This is a genomic window from Candidatus Cloacimonadota bacterium (assembly GCA_019429305.1).
Classification (GTDB): Bacteria; Cloacimonadota; Cloacimonadia; order Cloacimonadales; family JAJBBL01; genus JAHYIR01.
Map to the genome: position 1 here is coordinate 118,831 of JAHYIR010000003.1, position 25,510 is coordinate 144,340.

19 protein-coding genes and 1 tRNA gene are annotated in these 25,510 nt (G+C 37.3%); 15 read left to right on the forward strand and 5 right to left on the reverse strand.

Going from position 1 to position 25,510, the window contains the following annotated elements; all coding sequences use genetic code 11:
* Positions 1-49 precede the first annotated feature (49 nt).
* On the forward strand, positions 50-2,527 hold the full coding sequence (locus K0B81_02715) for a hypothetical protein (protein MBW6515513.1): 2,478 nt from the start codon (positions 50-52) through the stop codon (positions 2,525-2,527).
* A 92-nt stretch (positions 2,528-2,619) separates the two neighbouring features.
* Entirely contained in the window at positions 2,620-5,640 is a 3,021-nt protein-coding gene (polA, locus tag K0B81_02720) for a DNA polymerase I (protein ID MBW6515514.1), read from the forward strand.
* Positions 5,641-5,647: 7 nt separating this feature from the next.
* Here the strand turns inward: polA and K0B81_02725 are convergent, their stop codons facing one another.
* Positions 5,648-6,931, reverse strand: a complete 1,284-nt coding sequence (locus K0B81_02725; GenBank protein ID MBW6515515.1) for an MFS transporter — start codon at positions 6,929-6,931, stop codon at positions 5,648-5,650.
* Between the two features lie 438 nt (positions 6,932-7,369).
* Between K0B81_02725 and K0B81_02730 the strand changes: the two genes are divergently transcribed.
* From K0B81_02730 to K0B81_02790, 13 genes are all read left to right on the forward strand, one after another.
* Complete coding sequence (locus tag K0B81_02730) at positions 7,370-8,428, forward strand: hypothetical protein (protein ID MBW6515516.1); 1,059 nt, start codon at positions 7,370-7,372, stop codon at positions 8,426-8,428.
* A gap of 60 nt (positions 8,429-8,488) precedes the next feature.
* Complete coding sequence (guaA, locus tag K0B81_02735) at positions 8,489-10,027, forward strand: glutamine-hydrolyzing GMP synthase (protein ID MBW6515517.1); 1,539 nt, start codon at positions 8,489-8,491, stop codon at positions 10,025-10,027.
* A gap of 2 nt (positions 10,028-10,029) precedes the next feature.
* The gene (locus K0B81_02740) at positions 10,030-12,921 is read left to right on the forward strand and encodes a peptidylprolyl isomerase (GenBank protein MBW6515518.1); all 2,892 of its coding nucleotides are present in this window, start codon (positions 10,030-10,032) and stop codon (positions 12,919-12,921) included.
* Between the two features lie 57 nt (positions 12,922-12,978).
* Positions 12,979-13,054 (forward strand) — tRNA-Phe (locus tag K0B81_02745).
* A gap of 231 nt (positions 13,055-13,285) precedes the next feature.
* Positions 13,286-13,585: a 4Fe-4S binding protein gene (locus tag K0B81_02750; GenBank protein ID MBW6515519.1), complete on the forward strand. Its 300-nt coding sequence runs from the start codon at positions 13,286-13,288 to the stop codon at positions 13,583-13,585.
* Positions 13,586-13,594: 9 nt separating this feature from the next.
* Positions 13,595-14,797 (forward strand): 2-oxoacid:acceptor oxidoreductase subunit alpha, encoded by a 1,203-nt coding sequence (locus K0B81_02755; protein ID MBW6515520.1) that lies wholly within the window; start codon positions 13,595-13,597, stop codon positions 14,795-14,797.
* The gene (locus tag K0B81_02760) at positions 14,797-15,645 is read left to right on the forward strand and encodes a 2-oxoacid:ferredoxin oxidoreductase subunit beta (protein ID MBW6515521.1); all 849 of its coding nucleotides are present in this window, start codon (positions 14,797-14,799) and stop codon (positions 15,643-15,645) included. Before K0B81_02755 ends, K0B81_02760 begins: the two co-directional genes overlap by 1 nt.
* A gap of 1 nt (position 15,646) precedes the next feature.
* A complete protein-coding gene (locus K0B81_02765; GenBank protein ID MBW6515522.1) occupies positions 15,647-16,201 on the forward strand; it encodes a 2-oxoacid:acceptor oxidoreductase family protein in 555 nt (184 codons plus the stop codon).
* A gap of 29 nt (positions 16,202-16,230) precedes the next feature.
* Positions 16,231-16,629 (forward strand): methylmalonyl-CoA epimerase, encoded by a 399-nt coding sequence (gene mce / locus K0B81_02770; protein MBW6515523.1) that lies wholly within the window; start codon positions 16,231-16,233, stop codon positions 16,627-16,629.
* Positions 16,630-16,721: 92 nt separating this feature from the next.
* Complete coding sequence (locus tag K0B81_02775) at positions 16,722-18,272, forward strand: methylmalonyl-CoA carboxyltransferase (protein MBW6515524.1); 1,551 nt, start codon at positions 16,722-16,724, stop codon at positions 18,270-18,272.
* A gap of 21 nt (positions 18,273-18,293) precedes the next feature.
* Positions 18,294-18,947 carry an OadG family protein gene (locus K0B81_02780; GenBank protein MBW6515525.1) on the forward strand — a complete coding sequence of 218 codons (654 nt, stop codon included), beginning with the start codon at positions 18,294-18,296 and terminating at the stop codon, positions 18,945-18,947.
* A gap of 406 nt (positions 18,948-19,353) precedes the next feature.
* Positions 19,354-19,716: a biotin/lipoyl-binding protein gene (locus K0B81_02785; protein MBW6515526.1), complete on the forward strand. Its 363-nt coding sequence runs from the start codon at positions 19,354-19,356 to the stop codon at positions 19,714-19,716.
* Positions 19,717-19,721: 5 nt separating this feature from the next.
* Positions 19,722-20,837, forward strand: a complete 1,116-nt coding sequence (locus K0B81_02790) for a sodium ion-translocating decarboxylase subunit beta (protein ID MBW6515527.1) — start codon at positions 19,722-19,724, stop codon at positions 20,835-20,837.
* Between the two features lie 27 nt (positions 20,838-20,864).
* Here K0B81_02790 and K0B81_02795 read toward each other — a convergent pair whose 3' ends face one another.
* From K0B81_02795 to K0B81_02810, 4 genes are all read right to left on the reverse strand, one after another.
* Positions 20,865-22,091: a guanine deaminase gene (locus K0B81_02795; protein MBW6515528.1), complete on the reverse strand. Its 1,227-nt coding sequence runs from the start codon at positions 22,089-22,091 to the stop codon at positions 20,865-20,867.
* A 7-nt stretch (positions 22,092-22,098) separates the two neighbouring features.
* Positions 22,099-23,340 (reverse strand): hemolysin family protein, encoded by a 1,242-nt coding sequence (locus K0B81_02800; GenBank protein ID MBW6515529.1) that lies wholly within the window; start codon positions 23,338-23,340, stop codon positions 22,099-22,101.
* A gap of 64 nt (positions 23,341-23,404) precedes the next feature.
* Positions 23,405-24,478, reverse strand: coding sequence for a peptide chain release factor 1 (prfA, locus tag K0B81_02805; protein ID MBW6515530.1), 1,074 nt, complete (start codon positions 24,476-24,478; stop codon positions 23,405-23,407).
* A 2-nt stretch (positions 24,479-24,480) separates the two neighbouring features.
* A complete protein-coding gene (locus tag K0B81_02810; GenBank protein MBW6515531.1) occupies positions 24,481-25,434 on the reverse strand; it encodes a DUF1385 domain-containing protein in 954 nt (317 codons plus the stop codon).
* Between the last annotated feature and the right edge of the window lie 76 nt (positions 25,435-25,510).

Consider the following 25,510-nt stretch of genomic DNA (forward strand, 5'->3'; position numbering starts at 1 on the left):
AAACACTATGAATTATAATATTAACTGTCATATAGTTAGGAGGAAACAGATGTTAAGTTTCGGGATCATGAAAACCGTAAATCGCCGAAGGGTTATCAAGTTAACTCATTGGTTTATAGTTTCAACGTTTATACTTTTAACTCTTATCGCTCTTTTAACAGGTTGTGGTAAACGAGGGTCATTGAATGTTATTAATCCACCAACTGTTTACATAACATCATATGAGGGTGTAGAATCAGACACACTAATAGCAGATCCCTATTATTTTCAAAGGAGAATATACTGGCGCGGCGAATCGCAAGGTGGAGTAGTAGAAGGATATGCCTATAGAGTTTTAGACTTAGACAATCAGCCAGTCCACATACCACAGAAATATATTGATGAAGAAGGATGGATCTACCATTATAAACCGGGAGCAGATCAATCTATACCGTTAACAGATCCTGAAGTTAGGACAATTTGGACAACAAAGGTTTATGATGTCATCAATTTCCCGGCAACAGATGGAACATATATTCCAGAAGAATACTATGATGAAGATGAAGACGAATACAAATTGCTGCCATCATTAGTCAGCATTTTTGAGATAAAGTGTATAGACAATTACGAACAAGAGAGCCAGATTAACAGAAGATTTTTTAACGTAACCTCAGATGTTCCCGATATCGAGGTTATGTTTGCTGACCGGTTTAATCCTATCGCTTTAGCTGAACAAGAAACAGATACTCAAATTGAGAGATACAGAACAGTTGGTCTAGGATTTGATGTGGAGTTTCATTTTACTGAGAATACCCCATATACAACGAACATTCCTCAATATTTCATGTTTCGCATTGAAAAGAGGAACATTCAAACTGGAGAGCTAATCTCCCAAGTACCTTTACCGGGAGAAGGGGACAATGGTTGGTTTACCACAAGAGGTCAACGTAATGTCAGCAGAATATGGTTGGCTCTTGAAGATGATGATCCAGCGGATTTTATTGGCAGGGACGATGTATTTTTTGCCTTGAATCCTGATCAGTTTACGAATCCTAATGATTATACAAGTACACCGATAACCGAAACCTTGATGATTATGAAAGCCGTGAATATGTCTAATGTACATTCAAGAGAGAGAACAGCTAAATTCAGGGTATATGAAAACTTTAGACCACAAGCAATAGTATATCGCAGAAGAACCAATGTGTTGGGTAGCAATCATTTTACAACTTTTCAGGATGCTTCTATTCTCAGACCACTACCGGAGGTAGAAACACCCGAAGGGACACAATTAGGAATGCCTTTCTTTGTTAACAGTGACTTAAATTTTACCGCTTTGCATAGTGATGATATTAGGATCTATCTGAGTTGGGGTTGGAGAGGTCAGTTTGAGGATAATGATCCAGATAAAGGTTTTATTAATGAAGTTCATCATCAAGGAACAAACACTGATTATCTGGCATCAGTAAAAGCTTTTGATATACGATTAGATGGTGCTCCTTACTATTACCCACCCCTATGGGACCATCCTGAGTTTGAGACAAGATACAAGTATGTAGATGAAGATGGAACTGAATGGCTGAGAGTACCAAGATTTTATGATATAGATACGAGAGCGTTGTTAACAAATGTTGCGCCTGGAGATCATCTTTTTGAAGTCAGAGTACTTGATTCTCAAAACAGAACATCACAAATTGAAGAGCTAAATTTTGTCATTCAGGAGAGAATACCTCGTGATCAAAAATCGGGTATCTTGATTATAGATAACGAAAGTTTTCCAATTATTGATGCTAATATTAACAGCTTTTATCAGCATTTAGTATCTGATTACTCAGGAACAGTTGATTTTATGAATCGTCGAGTTATCAGGGAAGCTACTCAAAGTTTAAATCTATTCCCGGCGCAAAGAAATATTATAGCACCACCAGACATTGAACCGTATAGATTTATTATCTGGCATTGTGATAATCCCACAGAAATAGGTCCCAACAGCTCCAATTTTCATGATGATTTTGATACCATCAATCTTTATATGAGAAATGGTGGTAATATCCTGATCAGTGCCGGTCAAAATCTAAAAATAATGCATGAGCAAGCTCTTTATGGACAAGGATTTATCAACTTTAACTTCGAGAGATATTTTGGTATTCCCTATGAAGAAGTGGATGCCATAAGAAGACTTGGTAACCAGTATAATGTGAATCCTTATTTTGTTGGGGCTACTCCAGATTCTAATGCATCATTACCTCTCCCCGCACTTGATTTCGTTCCAGAGTTTAATCCCTTTGTAGTCGGTTTTGGTTTCGAGGGTTTAGGGCCAGTAGCTTATTTTGATTTTAACATAATTGAAGATACAAATGTCAAAACGATCTATAGAATGGTTGTCTCAGATGTTGAAGCAGCTTTACCATTTGCTAATCAACCTGTTGCTATCAGAAGATCAACTTCTCAGAACACGACATATATGTTTGGTTTTCCTTTATCGCATATGGATCAGGATCAAGCTAAGGCGATGATGAATGTGATAATCAACGATTTAGGATTATAAAAAGTATTTAGTGTGAAATATAATTTAAAGGAGGCGCTCTTATAAAAGTGCCTCCTTTTTACTTAGTTAGAGTGATCGGATAAGTTAAACAGATGTCAAAGATATATCTTTTAGATGGGACAGCACTTATTTATCGGGCTTACTTTGCCTTTATAAACAATCCCCTAAGGAATAGTAGCGGAGAAAATACGAGTGCGATTTTCGGGGTAGTAAATACTTTGTTAAAACTGATAAATACTGAGAAACCTGAGAGAATTATAGTTTCTTTCGATTTGAAAGAACCGACATTCAGACATGAAATTACTGATACGTATAAAGCTAATCGACCACCGGCTCCCGAAGAACTAATATCTCAGATTGAACCGGTAAAAGATTTTTTCAAACTTTTAAGTATACCGGAGGTATCGATTCCCGGTTTTGAAGCGGATGATATCTTAGGAACTTTAGCAGAGCGTTTAAAAGATAGTTATGATATCGTGATCATTACCAGTGACAAAGATTTTGCCCAAATTGTTGATGATAAAGTAGCCCTATTTGATCCTTTTTCCGAGAAGATAGTCGATGCTGAACAAGTTAAAAAGAAGTATGGGATAACTCCCGAGCAATTTGCCGATTACCTTTCGATAATCGGAGACAGCTCTGATAATATTCCCGGTGTGAGAGGCATTGGGCCGAAAGGTGCTACAACGCTATTACAACAGTTTAACACCCTAGATGATATTTATACTAATATTGAACAGATCTCTTCCGAATCATTAAGAAAAAAGTTACTGGATGGTAAAGAATCAGCTTATCTCTCTCGCAGATTAGCAAGAATAGTGACTGATGTACCAATAGAAGCCGAAACAGGGTTAGAATTGAGAAAGCTCATAGAGGGATCGAAATTTAATGAAGATATCCTACAAAAAACAATTCCTTACTTGCAAAGATATGAACTGAATTCGATTCTCAATAAGCTTAATCAATCAATATCCCTAACTACTGATAATTCAACAGCTTCTGAGAAACAGAGTGAGACAACTAATGCCGAACTAGAACATAATACTCTCTCAGATGAACTGTCCTTTCCCTGGGAAAAAGAAGAATCTGTAACCGTGGATCGGAAGTTATCAACGTCAGTTAAGACAGATGAGAGTGTTCAGGGCAACGATGTTGTTCAATTATCTTTTGATTTTTACAGTGATAGCAAAAAACCGGAATTTATACCTCATCTGATTGAAAAAGAGAATGATCTCAAGGAGCTACTTGATAAGTTACAGAAAAAACCGATCATAGCTGTTGCAATAGTACCTTCGACAAGGAGAGGCGGTTCCTATAATCACATTTTTTCACTTGATAGTAACTCTTCGAATGGTAATGATATAGATTCTGATTATCTTGCAGGTATCTCCATTTGTGTAGAGAATGAACATGCTTATTATATCGATTTAACAAAATCTATGTTCTCTTATTCAAAGTCAACAGCTTCCCAAGATAGATCCAGTTTTGAATACATACCGAATCTCTTAACCGAGATATTCAGTTATATTAATAAAGAAGCTATCATAGTGGGGCATAATATCAAACACGAATATCTGATATTAGAGAGTTTGGGTATTACCTTAAGAGAACCGTTATTTGATACGATGATTGCTTCTTATCTCTTAGATTCAGCTTTAGCTAAGCATAATCTCATCGATTGTGCCCGAAGAGAGTTACATCTGGAATTGCAACCGATGGAAGATATACTGGGTACTGGCAAGAAAAAACAGGATATCAAAGATCTGGATATTAAGATAGTTGCTGAACTGGCAAATGAAGATGCTAATTCGATCTTTCGTCTCTTTGAAAAGTACAAGCACAGATTAGCAGATAATAAGCTGGAATACCTATTTAATAACATCGAAATGCCACTTCTCACTGTTCTTGCTACAATGGAAAGAAACGGAGTCTACATTGATTGTGATGTCTTACAGGATATCAATCAGGAGATAAGTAAAGAGATCGATAAGCTGACAGAATCCATCTATAAGCTTGCCGGCAAAGAATTCAATATTAATTCCACCCAGCAACTGAGCAAAGTTATGTTTGATGATCTGCAAATTCCCCCTGTTAAGCGAACAAAAACAGGTTATTCAACCGATAACTATGTACTGGAAGTATTAGCAGAGGATTTTGAAATTGCCCAGTTCCTGATAGATTTTCGACAATTGACGAAATTAAGGTCAACCTATGTTGAATCATTACCCCAATTAGTTGATAAGAAGACGGGCAGAATTCATTCTTCATTTAATCAGACGATCACAACTACCGGACGATTATCTTCATCGAATCCCAATCTGCAGAACATTCCAATCAGGAGTAAAGCCGGTAAAGAGATCAGAAAAGCTTTTACTGTCGATGATGACGAGTATTTGATTCTTTCTGCAGACTATTCACAGATAGAATTGCGAATTTTAGGTATCCTTTCTAAAGACAGGAATCTCATAACTGCCTTTAATCACGATCAAGACATTCATGCCCAAACTGCCGGTCTCATCTTAAACAAACCGATAACCATGATAACCCAAGATGAAAGACGGATGGCGAAAGCGATTAACTTCGGAATAATTTACGGTATGGGTGCAAACAAGTTGTCTAGAGAGACCAATATTAGTCTCAATGATGCCAAAGAGTTTATTGAATCCTATTTTACGAAGTTTTCCAGAGTTAAAGAATACATCCAGCAGCAAAAGTATAAAGCCCGATCTTATGGCTATGCCGAGACTATCATGGGAAGAAGGTTATCTATTCCCAATATCCATAGTTCAAATCAAAGATTACAGAGTGAAGCAGAACGCATTGCCGTTAATATGCCGATACAGGGTAGTGCTGCCGATATAATGAAAATGGCTATGATCAAACTCGCCAAGGAGTTCGAAAAAATTAACAAAGAAGTTGAGAAACCGCTGGTTAGAATGATTATTCAGGTACATGACGAACTTGTCTTTGAGGTTCACAATAAAGAACTGGGAAAAATACGGCAGATAGTTATCAGAGAAATGAAGAATGCCTTACCGGAGAAATACCGCATTATTATTCCCTTAGCTATTGATACAGGTGCTGGTTCAAACTGGTTTGAAGCACATTCGTAAGAATTAACTAAAGATTCTCAAGGTTTTTTATTTCAATTCTCTTCGGTAGTGTACAAGAGAATATTACTGCTAATAGAAAAGAGAAGAGCGAAAAATAGATCGAATACCGATAAACACCGGAAATATCTTTTAATAAGCCACCAATAAAAGTGCCTGTAAAAGGACCTATACCCATAACGATCAAAGTTGCTAATCCCCATATTTTCCCGAGATTACGAGTTCCATAGATCGCTCCTGTATACCCGATCACTCCTCCCGGGATCACTGCCCAATAGATAGCGAAAAATAAGCATGCAAAATAGATCAACCAGAGAGAGTTTCCGGTATAGAGTAAGAGCAAACAGGCAAGAAGTCCGACAACAGTACCGATCGTCAACATCATCTTTCTTCCTTCCGATTCTCTTTTACTTTTTTTAACCAGTTGATCTGCCAGAATACCCATTATTGGCATTGTAAAGATCCCAAGTAAACCGATAAGTGAATAAGTTCTAATTGCCTGTGATCTTGGCAAGAGTAAATCTCCGGTCCAATAGCTGACGATTTGAGTCCATATTAAGAATTCTGCCATCATACTAAAGAGAAAAGTGAGAATAACACCCCAGATAGCATAGTAACTATAACTTTTTCGCAGTGTAAAAGATGCTGTCATTGTTTTCTCTTCTGATTGCTCATGATATCCGACCGGTTTGTATCCATAATCTTCCGGATTTCTTTTTGCCAATAAAACAGCCAGTAGCATTGCTGTAAGCATTAGGTATGATAAATAGCGCATCGCTAAACGCCAGTCTTCTGTACCTGAATAATCCATGAGAATACGGGTAAGATTAGTTAATAAAAGCTGAGATAGAGGGGCTCCCATAAAGACAAGACCCCACATAGTACCATATGTTTTCCCAATAAACCATTTTCGCACAGATACTGTAGATGTAACCCATAACATTCCAGTCGCTATTCCGCCTAATAATCCAAATGTAAAGAGATAAAGATAAAAATTGCTCATGTAACTGGTCAGGAAGAAACCGAGAAAAGAGAAAATGGCTGCAACAATGTAAGCCGGTCTGGTTCCCCATTTATCAAGCAATAGACCACTAATAAATGCAGTTACTGCATAAAATAGCATCATCAATGAATAACCAAGACTGATCTCTGCCTGGCTCCAACCAAGTTGAGAACTCATCGGATCTTTCAAGAGAGCAAAAGTTGCCCGATATCCAAATAAACAAAATACTGCCAACCATGAAGTTATGATTACCATACTACCATACCAATTCTGCTTAACACTCGATTTCATTGCTTTGATCCCTTAAAATTTTTTAAGACAAGTATCTTTTTTTGAATCTGTCCTCATTCTGGCAACTCTTTTTCACGTGCTGATATAATTGCATATATATAACTTCTTATATGATAAGAAGTAATGACCAATCAATGTCATCCCACATTGAACAAAAGAAAAATATTCCATATTTATTTTTAACTATCATATTCTAATAGGGAGTCCACGAGTCGGCTAGCGCCGACTCGTAGGGCTCCTAAGGTTAAAGAAGTTTTTCCCGAGTCGAAAAGAGATTTTTTCATTGACTAAAATATAGGAACATCGAGTGATAACATACAATTCCAGTATGTTTTGATTGACTTAATAAGCTTTCTGGAATATTTAGTAATAATATTAATGGTATAAGAGTTATAGTAAGAGGAAACAGCTAATTTAAGTTATTTTTTAGAGGAAGGTATGTATAATTTTAAGACTCTCATTTTAGGAACAGATCCAGAAAAGTTAGCTTCGGTAGGTGAATACTTAAGTGAAACTTATCAAGATGAAGTATTTATGACGGCAATTAGAATTGAGTTAGAGGAATATCTTTCACAACAAAAGCCGGATATCCTGTTAGTTGATATCTCCAGTCAGATGAATGCGAGTGAAAAGAAAAATATTCTTGAATCGGTGAAGATGATCAAGGCACAGTGCCCGGAGTGTGTGATATTGGCGTTTGGCGGGAAAAAGACGACGATCAAGGATAAGGACTTTCAAGAAGCAGTAAATATCTTTTCCGGTAAATTACTTACCAAAATTACCAAAGATTATGAGAGCTTGAGGAGTTTGGCTATAGTTAAAGGTAATAAGATGATCGGTATTTTAACGGTTTTCTTTGCACCATATCTGACCGGTAATTATGAAATACCCGGTTTTGATAGATTATTGGCAGAAACCCACAGTCGAGAGGAGAATCTGGAAGTAATCGAACAGTTAGAGACAAACTTTGGATTATTTAGCCCACTATTACAGGAGAACAACAGAGAACTCATTGAGTCGGCATTGTCAATCTACCGTGAAAGGAACCTTAAACCGGAAGAGATTGAAAAAATTCAAGAAGCATTTTTCTTTCAATTTACGACCCTGACAGCAATGGAGAATTTTATCGACCGAAGACGCTATTATGCGGAAAAGCAGGTTATTGAAGATGTCTGGGAATCTACGATAAGTTTTGCCAGGGAAATTGAAAACAGCATAATATTTGGATGTCATAAACTGGGTGATGTGATACATTTGAAAATAACCGTCCCAACCACATTCGAACTAAAGAAGCTAACTCCACGCAGTAAGTTCTATAAAACAATAGAGTCGATTGAGCCCTATGGAGTTATGATAATCAGAAGTGGAGATCAGACACTCTGTATCGGTTGTAATGAACAGAATGAAGAGATAGAATCGGTAGAAGGAACTGTTTTTTTAATCCGCATCAAAGTAGTAGTGCCCACTAGAGGCAGAAGAGGATTAAAGAGACTTTGATTCTTCCAGCATCTATAACGAGAAAAAATATAAGAAGCTCTTATCTTTCAAAGGTGCGTAATGAATAAAGAGACCGTATTAATATTGGACTTTGGCTCTCAATATACACAATTGATAGCGAAATCGACGAGGAAATTAGGTGTCTATTCAGAGATAGTACCTTACAATACGACACTGGAAGAGATCAAAAAAACTGCACCTAAAGCACTTATACTTTCAGGAAGTCCTTATAGTGTCAATCAAAGCAATGCCCCCTTTCCCGACAAAGGAATACTCGATATGGGTATCCCTATCTTGGGTATCTGTTACGGCATGCAATTACTTTCTCAATGGTTTGGTGGCGTAGTAGTCAAATCTACTAAGAAAGAGTATGGTTTTGCTACTATTAAAATCAACAGTTCAAGCCCGCTTTTCACTGGTCTTGATGGAATAGAGAAAGTATGGATGAGTCATGGAGATTCTTTAACAGAACCACCAATAAATTTTGAAGTCATAGCTCAAAGTGAAAATTCCCCTTATGCTGCGATCCATCATACATCTAAACCGTTCTATGCAATCCAGTTTCATCCGGAAGTTACTCATACTTTTAATGGATTAAAGATATTAGACAATTTCTTGAAAAAAATCTCTGGCTTCAAAGGGGATTGGACTCCCGTATCTTTTATCACTAACAGTGTAGCAGAATTGCAGCAACTAATAGGAGACGATAGAGTTTTGCTTGCATTAAGTGGAGGTGTAGATTCTTCAGTTACTGCGGCATTGCTCGATAAGGCAATAGGAGATCGTTTAACGGCAGTATTTGTCGATACCGGATTATTGCGAAAAGCAGAAGCCGAAGAAGTACAAGAGATATTTAGTGAACACTGGCATTTGAACTTAATAACTATCGATGCTAAAGAGTTATTCTATGAAAGATTAAAAGGGGTCGCTGACCCTGAAGAGAAGCGCAAGATTATCGGTAAAACCTTCATTGAGGTTTTCGAAACAGAAGCAGAAAAACATCAGGAGATAAAGTATCTTGCACAAGGAACTCTCTACCCGGATGTCATTGAGAGTGTTTCCTTTAAAGGTCCTTCAGCTACCATTAAATCGCATCATAATGTGGGTGGACTTCCCAAAAAGATGAAATTACGTGTTGTCGAGCCACTCAGGGAATTGTTTAAGGATGAAGTTCGATTGGTAGGCAAGGAGTTAGGATTACCAGACTCCATTCTGCAAAGGCACCCATTTCCCGGTCCTGGATTAGCAGTCAGAATACCTGGAGACATTACACCCCAAAAAGTCAGCATATTGCAAGAAATTGATTACATCTTCATTGAAGAACTGAAAAAAAACGGGCTCTATCATGAAGTATGGCAGGCGTTTGCGGTGTTGTTGCCAGTTCAGTCGGTCGGAGTGATGGGAGATGAAAGAACCTATGAATATGTTTGCTCATTACGTGCTGTATGCAGCAGCGATGGCATGACAGCAGACTGGGCAGAATTACCGGCAACTTTTCTGAAAAGAGTATCCAATAGAATCATTAACGAAGTAACAGGGGTTAACAGAGTGCTGTATGATATCAGTTCTAAACCACCGTCAACTATCGAATGGGAATAATTATGTTCAATATGATTGATTTTAGAAATAACAACCTGCGAGTCATTAAACGATCATTAGTTTTGCTTGCTATATTCATTCTCTTTGCTATTCATTTATCTCTTTCGGCACAAATAGTTGCCAGAGTAGGTGATTTTGAAATCACAGTGCAGCAATTATCTCAAGAGATAGAGTATATAAGTAGGGATGATAGGTATGAACAATTAAGCTATTTAGAAAGAAGAGATATAGCACTGGAAAATCTTATTTATGAAAATCTTATATATCATTATGCTCTCGAGAGTAGAATTGAGGTAACTGACCAAGAATTAGAAGGTTATTTTATCGCTCAGTTTGGTGATTTACCTAGGTTTTCTACGGATGGATTCTTTGACATGCAGAAGTATCAGACATTGAAAAACACGCCTGAAGTACGTAAGATAATGAATGAATTACGCCGGGAGTTAATTATAGCAAAAACAGAAACTATCCTGAAGAGTAATTTTCATTACAATGATCAAATTCTGCTGGAACGCTATATAAATGAAAATACTAACATCGATATATCCTTTGTAGTAATCAAGGAAGAAGATGCTAATATACCTTTCTTTATCAATCCCCTTGATGCTTATGCATATTACCACAAGAATCGCAGGCAATATCCTGATCCGGAGTATTACCAGGTAGAGTTTTTTATCATTCCTCATGACAAATATAGTTCTCAGGTAACTGTAATGGAAAATGAAATAGATGAGTATTTCATGGAGATCGAGTCTTTACAGGACAACCTAAGGGATGAGATCAGAGAGCAGATAAGGTTTGAGAAGAGTAAAAGATTAGCGTATGATGAAGCGCTTCGGACGAGACATAATTTGATTAACAATCTTTTTGCCGATGTGGAGATGTTAGAGACCAAGATGTACGGTAGTGAGTTTTCGAATTTAAACATCGAGTCGGTATTTACAAGGTATGAGCTTGTCCAAGCAATTGAGTCGATTAACCTGAATGAGTATTCCCCAATCATAGAAACTGATCACGGTTTTCTGGTTTTTCGTGTTACAGGAAAAGAGACTATCTCTGACCAATTCAATTATTCAATTGCACGCAATGTCTGGCAAGACTTTGTTAAAAAGTCAGTCAGTCATGAGTATCAAGAACAATACAGGCAATTTTACCACACTAATCTGAGTGATTTTATTGTACCGGCAGCACACATAACCCGTCTTAGTATAAATAAAAATGATTTACGTAATAATCTGAGAACATCAGACCGTTTGTTGAGATCTTTTTATGAGAATAATCTGGAACTCTTTACTTTAGAAGAGAGGAATTTAAGTTTTCGAGAATTAAGGGATACAATAATCGAAAAATTACTCCAAAAGGAATTAGAAACGTTAAAGGACTGGTGCGAAGTTAATATCTATCTTGTCGGTTATGACATGCTGCCATCTGAGAAAAAAATACTCTCCAGTGGTGTTATCATAACTAATGAGGTAGTCTTTTTGGAACTTATACCCAACCAAGAAGAGATAAGTGAACAAGTGAAGAGTTATCTGATTCGGGATATCAATACGGAAGTGGGTAGTTATGAAACTAATCAAGAGATGGTTTACTATCGAATAAACTCTTATTTTCCTGCTTATATACCCAGTTTTGAGGATGTTGAAGATTATCTAATAAAACAGCTCGGTATTGTATCGCAAGACGAACAGATCGATTATCAAGAGTATTATGTACAGCATCTTAATCTATTTGCAGCTCCTGATAGCTTGCAACTTACAGGTTTATACGTACCCATCGTAACCGATACTTTAAAAATAGCGGAGGACGAAGCCAGGCAGTATTATTTAGCTAAGATGGAGAGTTTTTATTCTGATCCCCAAACAATAGTTGAATATATTTATGTTCTTGATCCCGGAGCTCAGCATAAAGACTTTGTTAAACAAATAATCGGTTGGTTAGATAGACAGATTCCTATCTCATTGATCCAGTTTTGTTTTGGGGCGAATTTACTATTTCCGCAAAATGAGCCATTCCCAACAGGTGAGCTGCCCTCTTCTATATATCAAATGCTACAGGGATTAGCTATCGGACAAAGGGAAGGTCCTATCTACTATGATCAGGGATGGCTGATAATAGAGAAGAAGGGAGAGATACCTGCTCGACGAAAATCTTACGATACTGTAAGAGAAGATTTGTACGATGAACTGCTGTATAATATTGCCGATCATATAGCTTATGAAAAAGCACGCCAGCTTTTTTTAGATACTAACAGTATTGATGATTTGACTATTGTTACCGACACTCTACTCATTTTCACGACAGAGAAAAGAGCAGTTACAGATAGTTTTCCACCTTTAGCTGATATTATCGACTATCAGCAAAGACTGATCAACCTGAGACGTAATGAAAAACTCAACACACTGTATAGAGATGATAATGGCTATGGGGTGATCTTTCTTAAAGATAAAGATGTCAACCAATACTACTCTTATGAAGAATCACTACCAATGATCTCAAGATTGATCTCAGATGAGCAAAGAGCGACTAATGCCCAAAACTATATTACACAATTACGAGAATTGGTGATCCATGACACAGAACCCGATTCATTGCTTATCTTTTTCGGTGGTTGGCATATGGCAACTAATCTATCAATTAATAGCACGATCCCTCGTATTAAATACAGCTATTTGATCATAGATGACGCTATCAAGAGAAATGTAGGTGAAGTAAGCCACGTAATAAAAATAAGTGATAATGAATATATTTTCTATCGGGTAGATAAAAAACAACGAGTAGATAGGGATTCTTTCCACCATGTTCGAGACCACTATCGTGAATATATTGCTGAACTCGAGTTCAGAAAATGGCTCGATCAATACAGAACAAGAAAAGTAGTGGAAAAATATTAGCGTTTTACCTTGACATATTTACCATAATTTCGAGTTTGTTTCCAATAAAAGCTGGTTGGCGGGATAGCTCAGTAGGTAGAGCAGAGGCCTGAAAAGCCTTGTGTCCCCAGTTCGAGTCTGGGTCCTGCCACCATATTGATATTAAATGATATTGATAGAAGATAGTTTACCGCAAAAAGAGCTGCTACCAAGTAATAGTACAATTGTTTTTAAATTTGAATATCCAGAATCCTCTTTTAAATCATCTAAAGCAGAAAAAATTAGGATCAATACAGTAAATTCTTGTTTACAGAAAATGCTTGAATTAAAAGAAGGTATTAATATGTTCGTTCAGTTATAGTAATTTTTAGAGGAGATAAATAACATGGCAAAAAAGATCGAAAAGAGCCGAGACGGTGTAATCATTTTAGAAGATGATTCACCGGAAAAGATGGAAGTTGAAAATGTCGAGGTAGATGCTTCCGAAGACTTTAAAAAGACACCGGTTTACATATATTACAACTGGTGTAAAAAATGTGGTATATGCGTATCATTTTGTCCAACAGGGACTCTGGGTCGTAAAGCAGATGGTACTCCTTATGTAAAGAATCCCGAAAAGTGTATCCACTGTGAAACTTGTGACCGTTTATGTCCCGACTTTGCTATTACGGGTGCAAAGAGATAAGGGGTAAGTATGTCTACAGAAGAAAAAAAGGAAAAGAAAGAAAAAAAAGTAATTACTCAAACAGAAGCAGAACCTCCTAAAAAGTGGGTTTTGATGCAGGGGAATGAGGCAGTAGCTAAAGCTGCTCTTGAAGTAGGTCTGAATTTTTTTGCCGGATATCCCATAACTCCTTCAACCGAAATTGCTGAGATCTTGGCTCAAGAAATGCCAATGAAAAATGGGGCATATATACAAATGGAGGATGAAATCGCCAGTATATGTGCTGTTATTGGAGCTTCGTTAGCAGGCGCTAAAGCCATGACTGCAACTAGTGGACCCGGGTTCTCTCTGATGCAGGAGGGGATCGGTTTTGCCAAAATGACCGAGACTCCCTGCGTAGTCGTTAATGTTCAGCGAGCTGGTCCCAGTACTGGATTACCTACCAAACCTTCACAAGGTGATATGATGCAATCCCGTTGGGGATCTCATGGAGATGCTCCCGCCATTGTTCTCTATCCTGATTCTGTCAGAGAAACTTATGAATTAACAATTCGAGCATTTAATCTCTCTGAAAAATACCGTACCTGTGTAGTCTTACTGTTGGATGAGGTTCTCGGTCACATGCGGGAAGCGGTTTGTCTCCCCGATATGTCTAAGTTCAGAATAGTTAACCGCTTGAAACCGACAGTACCACCTGAATGGTATAAGCACTATGATGAAGACCAGAAGTATCTCTCACCTCTTGCCAGCTATGGTGAGGGCTATCGATTCCATGTAACAGGATTGGCACATGATGTTTATGGTTTTCCGACTAATAAACCTGTGGAAATAGCAACCATGATGAAACGTCTGAAGAAAAAGATTACCCAAAATATCAGAGATATTGTTCAAATAGAGAAATTTATGATGGAAGATGCCAAAGTTGCAGTCTTTGCAGTCGGAATATTAGCCAGATCAGCCAAATCAGCAGTTTTAGCTCTCCGCAAAGAGGGATTCCAAGTCGGATTATTGAGACCGTTAACTATTTGGCCATTTCCTGATGATGCTGTTCGCAAGATGCTTAAGAATGTAGATACCGTTATAGTACCGGAGCTCAATCAAGGACAATTAGTCCATGAAGTTGAGCGTTTAACGAAAGATAAAGAGGATAGTGATATTAAGAAGATCCAAAAAGCCAATGGAGAATTAATAACACCCAATGAGATCTATAAAAAGATTAAGGAGGTGTTATAATGAGTGGTGTTTCACAAAAAGTCGTCCATCAATATCTAAGACATAATAAAAAATTTCCTAATGTCTGGTGTGCAGGTTGTAGTATAGGAATAGTGCTTGGTTCTGTGATCAGGGCTATTGCAGAACTTCAGATACCGAAAGATGATATCATGATGGTTTCAGGTATTGGCTGTTCCAGCCGTATGCCTGTATATGTAGATTTTAACTCTTTGCATACTCTTCACGGTCGTCCTATACCCTTTGCAACAGGGATCAAACTCTTTAAACCACACATGAAAGTAATAGTCATAACTGGTGATGGAGATGCTACTGCTATCGGAGGCAACCATTTCATTCATGGTGCTCGACGAAACATAGATATGACAGTAATTGTTATTAATAATAACATCTATGGTATGACAGGTGGTCAGTATTCTCCAACAACACCTTCCGGTGATATAGCAACAACTTGTCCTCACGGTAATATTGATCCTCCCTTTGATATCTGTCAACTTGCCATAGGAGCTGGTGCATCATTTGTTGCCCGTACAACAGCATTTCATTCGTTAGAGACGCAAAATTTAGTTAAAGATGCTATAAATCATAGTGGTTATTCTGTTTTGGAGGTACTTTCTGCTTGTCCTGTGATCTATGGAAGATTAAATAAGAAGGGGAATGCTTCCAGAATGATGGAACATATGCGTGATAATTCAATAAGTATCAAAGCTGTAGATAAATTGCCGGCTGAAAAAGTAGAGAATAAAGTTATCAGAGGGATTCTGAAACAGGATACAAATATGCCCGAATTCACGGCTCGTTATACCCAATTAGTAGAGAGTTTAAGAGAAAAAGCGGATAAGGAGGCATAAAATGAAAATATCAGAACGGAAAACGGTTGAAATACGTTTGAGTGGAAGTGGTGGTCAAGGATTAGTATTAGCAGGAATTGTCTTAGCAAATGCCGCTGTAAATGATAAGAGAAGGGTCACACAAACTCAGAGTTATGGGCCGGAGTCACGCGGAGGTGCCAGCCGTGCTGATGTTATCATCAGCCGCGAAGAGATCTTCTTCCCGGAAGCGACTAGGTTCGATATTTTGATGGCTTTAACTCAGGAAGCTTGCGATAAATTCCTGTTTGACCTAAAAGATGATGGTTTCCTGATAGTTGATAATTCAATTGTTAAAAATATTGCCCTCTTGAGTTCAACTGTTTATGAGCTACCTTTTACTGAAATAGCATTAGACAAACTCGGTTCTCCACTCCCAACCAATATTTTATCATTAGCTTTTCTGGTAAAGATTTCTGGAATAGTCTCAGAGCAGGCCTTGAAAAAAGCTATCGAAACAACAGTAAAGAGATCATTTGTTGATGTTAACCTAAAGGCAATGAAATTGGGTTTTGATCTGGCGAAGAAGTATAAATAAAGATAATTAGATTTAGTATAGAGGGAAGAATGATTAAGAAGATAAATCATATTGGTATAGCAGTCAAAGACCTTGATAAAGCTATTGATTTCTATCGTAAACTGGGCTTAGAGGTTTCCAGTACGGAAGTTGTAGAATCACAGAAAGTAAAGATTGCCTTTATACCGGTTGGTGATACGAGATTAGAGCTGCTTGCTGCAACATCTGAAGATAGCCCGATCGCTAAATTCATCGAGAAAAAAGGTGAAGGGATCCAGCATATAGCACTTGATGTGGATGATGTTAAAGCCCATATACAAAATGCTATCGATAATGAAATAGAACCGATAGATAAAGAACCACGACCAGGAGCTCATAATTCTCTGATAGCTTTTCTACATCCTAAATACACCGGTGGAGTATTACTCGAATTTTGCCAAGAATCATGAAATCGGTTAATTGCAATATATGTATAACATAGTAGAAATATAATAAACTGCATTAATAAACTAAGAAATATTTTTAGATGACGGGGTGACTAATGTCCATTGAAGAAAAAGTACAGATATTGTTACAAAAAAGAGAAGAAGCACGTCTTGGTGGTGGAGAAAAACGTATTCAAGCACAGCATGAAAAGAGTAAGATGACTGCCCATGAGAGGTTACAGATTCTACTCGATCCTGACAGTTTTGAAGAATATGACATGTTTGTAACTCATCAATGCCACGATTTTGATATGCAGCAATCCATCTATCCTTCAGATGGCGTAATTACCGGTTGTGGCGCTATCAATGGAAGACAGGTCTTTGTTTTTGCTCAGGACTTTACTGTCTTTGGCGGTTCTCTATCTAAAACCCATGCAGAAAAAATCTGTAAAATTATGGATATGGCGATGAAAGTAGGAGCTCCAGTTATTGGTTTGAATGATTCGGGTGGTGCTCGGGTACAGGAGGGAGTGGATGCTTTAGCCGGGTATGCTGAGATCTTCTGGCGCAATGTAATGGCTTCCGGTGTGATTCCGCAGATTTCAGCCATTATGGGTCCTTGTGCCGGTGGAGCTGTATATTCTCCTGCAATAATGGATTTCATTATCATGAATAAAGAAAATAGTTATATGTTTGTTACCGGTCCAAAAGTAGTTAAAACCGTACTCAACGAAGATATCAGTACAGAAGAACTTGGTGGTGCTTACGTTCATTCTACTCAGAGTGGTGTTGCTCATTTTATGACTGAGACAGAAGAAGAAACACTCCTTATGATAAGGAAATTGATCAGTTTCTTGCCTTCGAACAATTTACAAGATCCGCCGAGTATTGCTAATACCGATCCTATTGATCGTGTAGTTGAAGAGTTGAACCTGATAGTACCCGATAACCCTAATAAATCTTATGATATGCTCGATGTCATAAATGCGGTAGTAGATAATGAAGATTTTTTAGAAGTAGCCAAGTATTATGCTCAAAATGTTATCGTTGGTTTTGCCAGAATGAATGGCTATTCAGTAGGGATAGTTGCCAATCAGCCGAAGGTGTTAGCCGGATGTCTCGATATTAATGCCTCAACCAAAGCTGCCAGATTTGTTCGTTTTTGTGATGCTTTTAATATACCTTTAGTAGTATTGGAAGATGTTCCTGGATTTTTACCCGGCTTCAACCAGGAAGCAAATGGGATAATTCGTAATGGAGCTAAATTGATGTTTGCCTTTGCCGAAGCAACAGTGCCCAAAATAACAGTAATAATAAGAAAAGCTTATGGTGGTGCTTATTGTGTGATGAACAGCAGGCATATGAGGGCAGATGCAGTGTATGCGTGGCCAACTGCTGAAATCGCAGTAATGGGTCCCAAAGGTGCAGTAGAAATTGTTTTTAGAAAAGATATGAAGAACGTCGAAGATGTTAATAAAGTGATTGCTGAAAAAGAACAAGAGTATATTGATAAGTTTGCTAATCCATATAAAGCTGCTCAAAAAGGGTATATAGATGATGTAATAGTTCCTGCTATGACAAGATTTCGTATCATCAAAGCATTGGAAACTTTTGCTGCTAAAAAAGATTCAATACCGCCAAGAAAACATGGCAACATACCATTATAATTGATCTCAGGAAGAATGGGAATGACACAAAAATTGATCAAACATAACTTTTTGCTGTTTATTGTTATAGTATTTAGTGTTTTATTGGTTGAACCTATTTACTGCGTTTACCAAAAGAAAGTTGATTATGAATATTCAGAAGAGACAACTCTGGAAGAGTTATCTAAACAGCTTAGCATTCCGTCAGATAAGTTAAAAAAGTATTTGGATTTGCCGCTGGGATTAGATAATACAACAACACTTGCTGAGTTACAAATTGATCAAGAAAAAGTGGAAAAAGCACACAAACAATTTAGGAGTAAAATTTGGGGTTTTAGTTGGAATATTGTGCTTGTTGGGATGTTGGTCATATTTTGCAGTCTATCACTTACCGGTTTATTTATCGGTTTATTGAGCAGAGTGGTCAAATATTCCGAAAAGCCGCCAATATACGGAAAGAAATCTGATAACGATAAGAAACAAGTTGCAAAAAAAGTAAAGATTGCGGACTTAAAATCTCGAGATGCCGGCTATAATGCAGTTATTGCTGCAATAACTGCGCTACATTTTCATCTCCAAGAAGCAGAAGAGTTAAGTAAAATGACTTTAACTTGGAAGAGGGAACCTGTAAGTGTTTGGAAGACGTCAGGTAAATTTGATATGCCTAATCGTGTATTGAGAGAGAGAAGTAATTGATGAAGAGAACCAATAGAGCAAAATGAGTAGAAGGTAAGAGCAAATGAAAAAATACAAATTAATCATTAACGGCGAAAAGTATGAGGCAAAAATTCTTTCCTATAAAGGAAATGAAGCCAAGGTTAGTGTCAATGGCATAGATTATGTTATTGAAGTCGAACAAGAGAATATAAATCTCACACAGCCAGTAATCAAGACCAGCAAATCATATCTAAATCCTGAAAAGATCAGTACTTCCGGTAGTAAAGGGGTATCAGGACAACTAATAGCTCCTATCCCCGGTATAGTTATTGATGTCCATAAGAAAGCCGGAGATACAGTTCAGGCGGGTGATGTACTAATAACATTGGAAGCGATGAAGATGGAGTCGGAGTTAGTAGCTCCGGTTTCCGGTAAGTTAAAAGAGATAAATGTAGTGAAAGGAGATACCGTTTTAGAGGGTGAACTTCTGGTTGTTATAACCCCCTCTGTTTCAAGAGAAACAGTTAAGCAGACTATCTCCAAGACAGGTAAACCAAAAGATAGTCAAATATCCAAACCGCAGACCAAAATTGATGGAACGATTCGAGCTCCTATTCCCGGAACGGTCATTGATATTTTGGTAAAAGAGGGTGATAAAGTAAAGACAGGTGATGTGGTAATAATCTTGGAAGCAATGAAGATGGAATCGGAGATACACACAGAAAAAGATGGTACTGTAAGTAATATTAAGGTTAATAAAGGTGCTTCAGTAAATGAAGGTGATCTCTTGATGATGATAGGAGACTGAAATAGATGACAGAGTTGTGGCAATTTTTCCAGACAACCGGATTTGCTCAAATCGAATTGACCTATCTTTTCATGATAGTTGCCGGCTTAATTCTAATGTTTCTCGGAATAACTAAAAATTTTGAACCCTTGCTACTAATCCCGATTGGTTTTGGTATGGTTCTGGGGAATATGCCAGGTTCCTCGGGTATTGATGTACCCGGGTCAGTACTTAATATTCTTTATAGTGGTGTGCGTTACGGTATCTATCCGCCTTTGATCTTCCTCGGCATTGGAGCTATGACAGACTTTTCAACTCTTATTGCCAATCCTAAGTTGATCATTCTTGGTGCTGCGGCTCAATTTGGAATATTTGCCACGTTTATTGGTTCCTTATTACTTGGCTTTACTGTTGCAGAAGCAGGTTCTATTGGTATTATTGGGGGAGCTGATGGTCCAACATCAATCTTTCTTTCATCTCAATTATCACCACACCTTGTGGGACCAATTGCGATTGCCGCTTACTCCTATATGGCCTTGGTCCCTGTTATACAACCTCCAATAATAAAGCTTCTGACCTCTAAAGAGGAACGTCTTATCAGAATGAAAGCACCAAGATTGGTCAGTAAGAGAGAAAAAATTCTGTTCCCATTTGTGGGTTTTATAGTAACTGTCTTAATAGCTCCCCAGGCATCTATACTTCTTGGAATGCTCTTTCTCGGCAATATTCTTAAAGAGAGTGGTGTAACTGACAGATTGGCTAATACAGCTAGAAATGCTCTTGTCGATTCGGTTACTATTGTGCTTGGATTAACTGTGGGAGCAGCTACGCAAGCAAATCTCTTCTTACGTATAGAATCAATACAAATATTTATGCTCGGTGCTTTCGCTTTTGCCATGGCTACTGCTACCGGAGTTGTTTTCGCCAAGATAGTCAATTTATTTCTAAAAGAAAAGATCAATCCTATGATCGGGGCATCGGGTGTTTCGGCAGTACCTAATAGTGCTAGAGTGGTCCATGCTGTCGGACAAAAAGAGGATAAAAATAACTTCTTGATCATGCATGCCATGGCACCAAATGTAGCTGGAGTGATCGGTTCAGCAGTCGCAGCAGGCGTCTTATTGGCTATTTTGGGTAGTTAAGCTACTTATTGGTTTGTTGTAAAAACCCTATCCTTTTTTCTTATATCGTTCTTGTCCTGCAATATAGGTGGCAAAAATATTTGCAGGATCACTTAGATAGATCAGATAAGACAATATTTCTTCCGGCATTCTATTGAGGTTTTCTGGTAACTCGATAAAGGTGAGATCTGCTTCCTTTCCTTTCTCAATAGAACCGAGCAGACCTTCTTTTCCAAGAACTTTTGCTGCTCCGAGAGTTGAGTAGTAAAGTGCCTCTTTTAAAGTTATATGATATTCTTCCTGACGATAGATAAACATCTTCATTATATGTGGCATATACAGAGTAGTGCCAGCACCTACATCAGAACCGAGTGCAAAATCAATATTATGATCTAAAATCTTCTGGAGATGAAAAGTTCCACTATGTAGAAAGAAGTTTGAATCGGGACAATGGGTGATCTTGCTCTTTGTTTGAGTTAGGATGTTCATTTCTTCATCAGAGAGATGTATTGCATGACCTAATAGTGTCTTCTCTCCTAATAGTTGGTGCTTCTCATATACTTCGGTGTAAGAATTGCTATCCGGGAATAATTCATGTACCCATTTGAGTTCTTGTTTGTTTTCTGAGAGATGAGTTTGTATATATGCCTTATTATCAGAAGCAAATTTTCCTATTCCTTTCATTAGTTTTGAAGAACAAACAGGAGCAAATCTGGGCGTAAATATATACTCTAATAAAGGGGTTGTCTTGTTCCATTTATGGTAAAGAGTAATAGCTTCTTCTAATGATCGATTTGTATCACGGCAGAGAAAATCCGGACAGTTTCTATCCATCAGGGTTTGACCCATAATAACTCTAACTCCGGCTTCTTGAGCTTCCTGAAATGCTATATCACAAGCTGAAGGGTTTGGAGCTACATAAACTACTGCAGTAGTAGTACCACAAGATAGCAAATTAGCAAAGAATTGAACGGCAATATCTTTAGCATATCTTGGATCATTTGCCTTTTCTTCTTCAGTAAAGATGTAATTATCTAACCATTGAAGTAATCCATCGGCATGCTTACCCCGAACATTGACCTGGGAAAGATGTACGTGAAGGTCAATGAGACCGGGCAGACAAACAGCATTGCTATAGTCTAAATATGTATCTGAAAACTTTTCCGATGAAATATCTATGATTCGGCTATTTTCTATTTTTATATATTGATTCTGCTTGAACAATATCGATTTATCGATCAATGGGGTAAGAATATTAGTCTTTATCTGGATCATTATTTCATTAGTTGTTTTTTTTCATTATTACTTTTATGACCTTGCTACTCGATGCCTGAAGCACTTCCAACCGCCATTTTCCAACATTTATCTTAGTGCCTTTGCTTGGAATGCGCATTAAATTAGAGATTATCAATCCGGCTAAGGTTTCGTAATCACCTTCAGGCAGTTCAGCATCAAATTCATCATTGAGATGATCAATCTCAACGAACCCTTTTACAACATATTCATTGTCATTGATCTTCTGAATGTCTTTATCTTCTACTTCCTCGAAATCATACTCATCTTCAATTTCGCCAACTAATTCTTCTAAAATGTCTTCAATAGTGACCAAACCTGCGGTACCACCGAAATTATCTACTACCACCGCCATACTTTTACGTTTTTGTTGCATCTCTTTGAGGAGTGCGTTCAAATCTATTGTTTCGGGGACAAAGAGAGCTTCTCTTGCAAAATCAGTTGCTCGTAAATTGTTTGAACTATTCTTTTTCAACAAATCATAGATGATCAGAATGCCGATAATATTGTCTATATCTTGTTCATAGACGGGATACCTTGTATATCCCTCTTGTTTAGCTAATTCGATGATCTCTTGAACAGATTTATCATTACTAATAGCCATTATATCAGTACGCGGAGTCATGACATTTTTGGCTATAAGTTCATTAAAATCAAGTACCTCTTCTAACATATCTCTCTGTGGCTGTTCAATGCTATCACCCAGATTAGATTCAGACAAAATAATTGCCAGGTCTTCTCGTGTCAGGAAGGAGTAACGATTATCACGTTCTAATCCAAAATACTTCGTTAAAAAGGCATAAAACAAGTTAATTATAGAAATAAATGGTCTTAAAATAAGATAGAAAAAGAACAAGATCGGAAATAAGCGTGTTACATAGATATTAGAATTTTCTCTACTGATCGATTTTGGTACTATCTCTGCGAAAATCAACATGAAAGCAGCTAACAAAAGAATTGAGATGGATTTGTCTAATGGCAGGAGTTGAGCAAAATATACTGTAAATATAGTAGAAACAACAACAACAGATATGTTATTACCAATGAGTGTAACCCCTAAATAACGATTCGGTTCTTCAATAAAAGAAAGTAGTTTTTTCTTTAACTTGTCTTCTTTTGCATCTTGTTCTAATTTCAAACGGTCTATGGAGATAAGTCCAGTTTCCATACCCGAAAAGAACATCGATAAGATAAAAAATAGGATGATAAAGAAAAGTGCAATTATTTCCATTATGATATTGTGTTTCTTAGCTACTCATCATAGTTCAGTCGCTAAACTGATATCAGATATAAAGCTATCTTCTATTAACCATTTCATTTTTATATGCTATTTTCAAGGCCTCTACAAACTCATCTATTTCACCTTTCAAAATATCTTCCAATCGATAAGATGTCAAATTAATTCTATGATCAGTAACTCTGTTTTGGGCATAATTATAAGTTCTTATCTTACCGCTTCTATCACCAGTGCCTACTTGTGCCTTGCGGAAAGAAGAAATCTCTGCTTCTTTCTTAGCTATCTCTAAATCTAACAGCTTAGCCCGTAACACCTTAAGAGCTTTTAACTTGTTCTTTAACTGCGATTTCTCATCCTGACATGTTACCACCAAACCACTAGGAAGATGGCTTATTCTCACAGCCGAATCTGTTGTATTAACACTCTGTCCACCGTGACCAGAGGCACGGTAAACATCTATTCTCAGATCTGATTCTTCGATTTCCAGATCGATTTCATCAGCTTCAGGTAGAACAGCAACAGTAATTGCCGAGGTATGAATTCTTCCACTTGCTTCTGTATCCGGGACTCTTTGGACACGATGTACTCCACTCTCAAAGCGGATATTTCCATAAACTTCTTTCCCTTCCAAAGAAAAGATAACCTCTTTATATCCTCCCAAACCTGTAAGATTAGCGTCTAAAACAGTCAGTTTCCATTTCATTTTTTCAGCGTAATAGCTGTACATCCTGAACAGATCTGCTGCGAAGAGAGCAGCTTCTTCACCACCTGTACCAGCTCTTATCTCAACTATAGCGTTCTTAGTATCATTGGGATCTTTGGGGGTCAGAAGTTGCAACAGTTCTTCGGTTTTTTTCTCTAACTGCTCTTCCTCTGATTCTATCTCATCTCTTATAAGATCAACAAACTCTTGATCTGTTTCTTTTTCTCTCAATTTCTGATGTTTTTGAATACTGCTTTTTAATCTCACTACTTCATCATAATGAGAAAGTATTTCATTTAGATCGTTGAAACGTCTCGAGATTTCACGATACTTTTTCTGATTTTTTATTAATGACAGATCACTCAACTGTTCTTTAAGTAACTCGTACTCTGTTCTTAGTTCGGTAATCTTCTTTTCCGGAATTATCATTCTTAAATTTCTTCGTATGAAATTGTACTATTCTGAGGAGTTGATATTTCCAATGCAGACTCTAAAGCTACAATTGCTACTTCTAATTGACCTTGATCGGGTGGCTGAGTAGTTATTTTCTGTAACAGTCGTCCCGGCAGAGTTAAAATCTGCATGAAGGGGTTGTTGATATTCTTGCCGGAAAACTTAAGTACTTCGTAAGATAGACCGGCTATTAACGGGACGAAGAGTAAATGATATAGAATCCTAACAAAAAGTGCCGGTACACCATAATAAGCAGTATAGATGGTATCGAGAATTGAGAAGATCAAAATAGACACTAAAAGAACTAAGAATACGTAACTTGTACCACAGCGAGGATGAATTGTCGTATATTTTTCGATACTTTCAGGAGTTAATTGTACTCTATTTTCATAAGCATGGACAGTTTTATGTTCTGCACCATGATATTGAAAGATTCTTTTGATGTCTTTCATCAAGCTAATAAGCTTTACATAAGCAATAAAAAAGATGATTCTTACGATACCGGTAAAGATATTAAAGTAGATCGACTCTTTGGAAAGATTAATTAGATAAGCAATCTGATATGGAAGATAGGTGAAGATTACAAATGCTAAAGCAAATGCAAAAAGGAATGCCAAGATCATATCAAACTTCTTCTTCTTTTCACTCGGGTTCTTTTTATTCTCCTCTTTTTCATCAAGTTCTGCTCGTTCCGCTGAAAATTGCAATGTTTTTAATCCGATGATCAGTATCTCGATCAGAGAAACAAAACCACGTAAAACAGGTAAACCGAGAAGCTTGCTCTTTTTTGTAATGCTGATAAATTCTTCCTTTTTTACTTCTATTGTAGCATCTTTACGTCTAACTGCTGTTGATAAATATTGAGGTCCACGCATTACAACCCCTTCTATTACAGCTTGACCACCGATTGACAAATCTTGGGGATTATTCATAGTTTTTATCCTTTTTTTGCATAAAAAAACACCAGCTTATCTAATTAATAAGTGGTGCTTTTTATAAGTTATATCA

Excerpts from the sequence above, each read along its gene's own strand:
- K0B81_02760 (MBW6515521.1), top strand. The coding sequence starts at position 14,797 with ATGAGTGGTGTTTCACAAAAAGTCGTCCATCAATATCTAAGACATAAT.
- prfA (MBW6515530.1), bottom strand. The coding sequence starts at position 24,478 with ATGATAATTCCGGAAAAGAAGATTACCGAACTAAGAACAGAGTACGAG.
- K0B81_02730 (MBW6515516.1), top strand. The coding sequence starts at position 7,370 with ATGTATAATTTTAAGACTCTCATTTTAGGAACAGATCCAGAAAAGTTA.
- K0B81_02800 (MBW6515529.1), bottom strand. The coding sequence starts at position 23,340 with ATGGAAATAATTGCACTTTTCTTTATCATCCTATTTTTTATCTTATCG.
- K0B81_02810 (MBW6515531.1), bottom strand. The coding sequence starts at position 25,434 with ATGAATAATCCCCAAGATTTGTCAATCGGTGGTCAAGCTGTAATAGAA.
- guaA (MBW6515517.1), top strand. The coding sequence starts at position 8,489 with ATGAATAAAGAGACCGTATTAATATTGGACTTTGGCTCTCAATATACA.
- K0B81_02765 (MBW6515522.1), top strand. The coding sequence starts at position 15,647 with ATGAAAATATCAGAACGGAAAACGGTTGAAATACGTTTGAGTGGAAGT.
- K0B81_02725 (MBW6515515.1), bottom strand. The coding sequence starts at position 6,931 with ATGAAATCGAGTGTTAAGCAGAATTGGTATGGTAGTATGGTAATCATA.
- K0B81_02740 (MBW6515518.1), top strand. The coding sequence starts at position 10,030 with ATGTTCAATATGATTGATTTTAGAAATAACAACCTGCGAGTCATTAAA.
- K0B81_02790 (MBW6515527.1), top strand. The coding sequence starts at position 19,722 with ATGACAGAGTTGTGGCAATTTTTCCAGACAACCGGATTTGCTCAAATC.
- K0B81_02775 (MBW6515524.1), top strand. The coding sequence starts at position 16,722 with ATGTCCATTGAAGAAAAAGTACAGATATTGTTACAAAAAAGAGAAGAA.
- K0B81_02715 (MBW6515513.1), top strand. The coding sequence starts at position 50 with ATGTTAAGTTTCGGGATCATGAAAACCGTAAATCGCCGAAGGGTTATC.
- K0B81_02795 (MBW6515528.1), bottom strand. The coding sequence starts at position 22,091 with ATGATCCAGATAAAGACTAATATTCTTACCCCATTGATCGATAAATCG.
- mce (MBW6515523.1), top strand. The coding sequence starts at position 16,231 with ATGATTAAGAAGATAAATCATATTGGTATAGCAGTCAAAGACCTTGAT.
- K0B81_02780 (MBW6515525.1), top strand. The coding sequence starts at position 18,294 with ATGACACAAAAATTGATCAAACATAACTTTTTGCTGTTTATTGTTATA.
- K0B81_02750 (MBW6515519.1), top strand. The coding sequence starts at position 13,286 with ATGGCAAAAAAGATCGAAAAGAGCCGAGACGGTGTAATCATTTTAGAA.
- K0B81_02755 (MBW6515520.1), top strand. The coding sequence starts at position 13,595 with ATGTCTACAGAAGAAAAAAAGGAAAAGAAAGAAAAAAAAGTAATTACT.
- polA (MBW6515514.1), top strand. The coding sequence starts at position 2,620 with ATGTCAAAGATATATCTTTTAGATGGGACAGCACTTATTTATCGGGCT.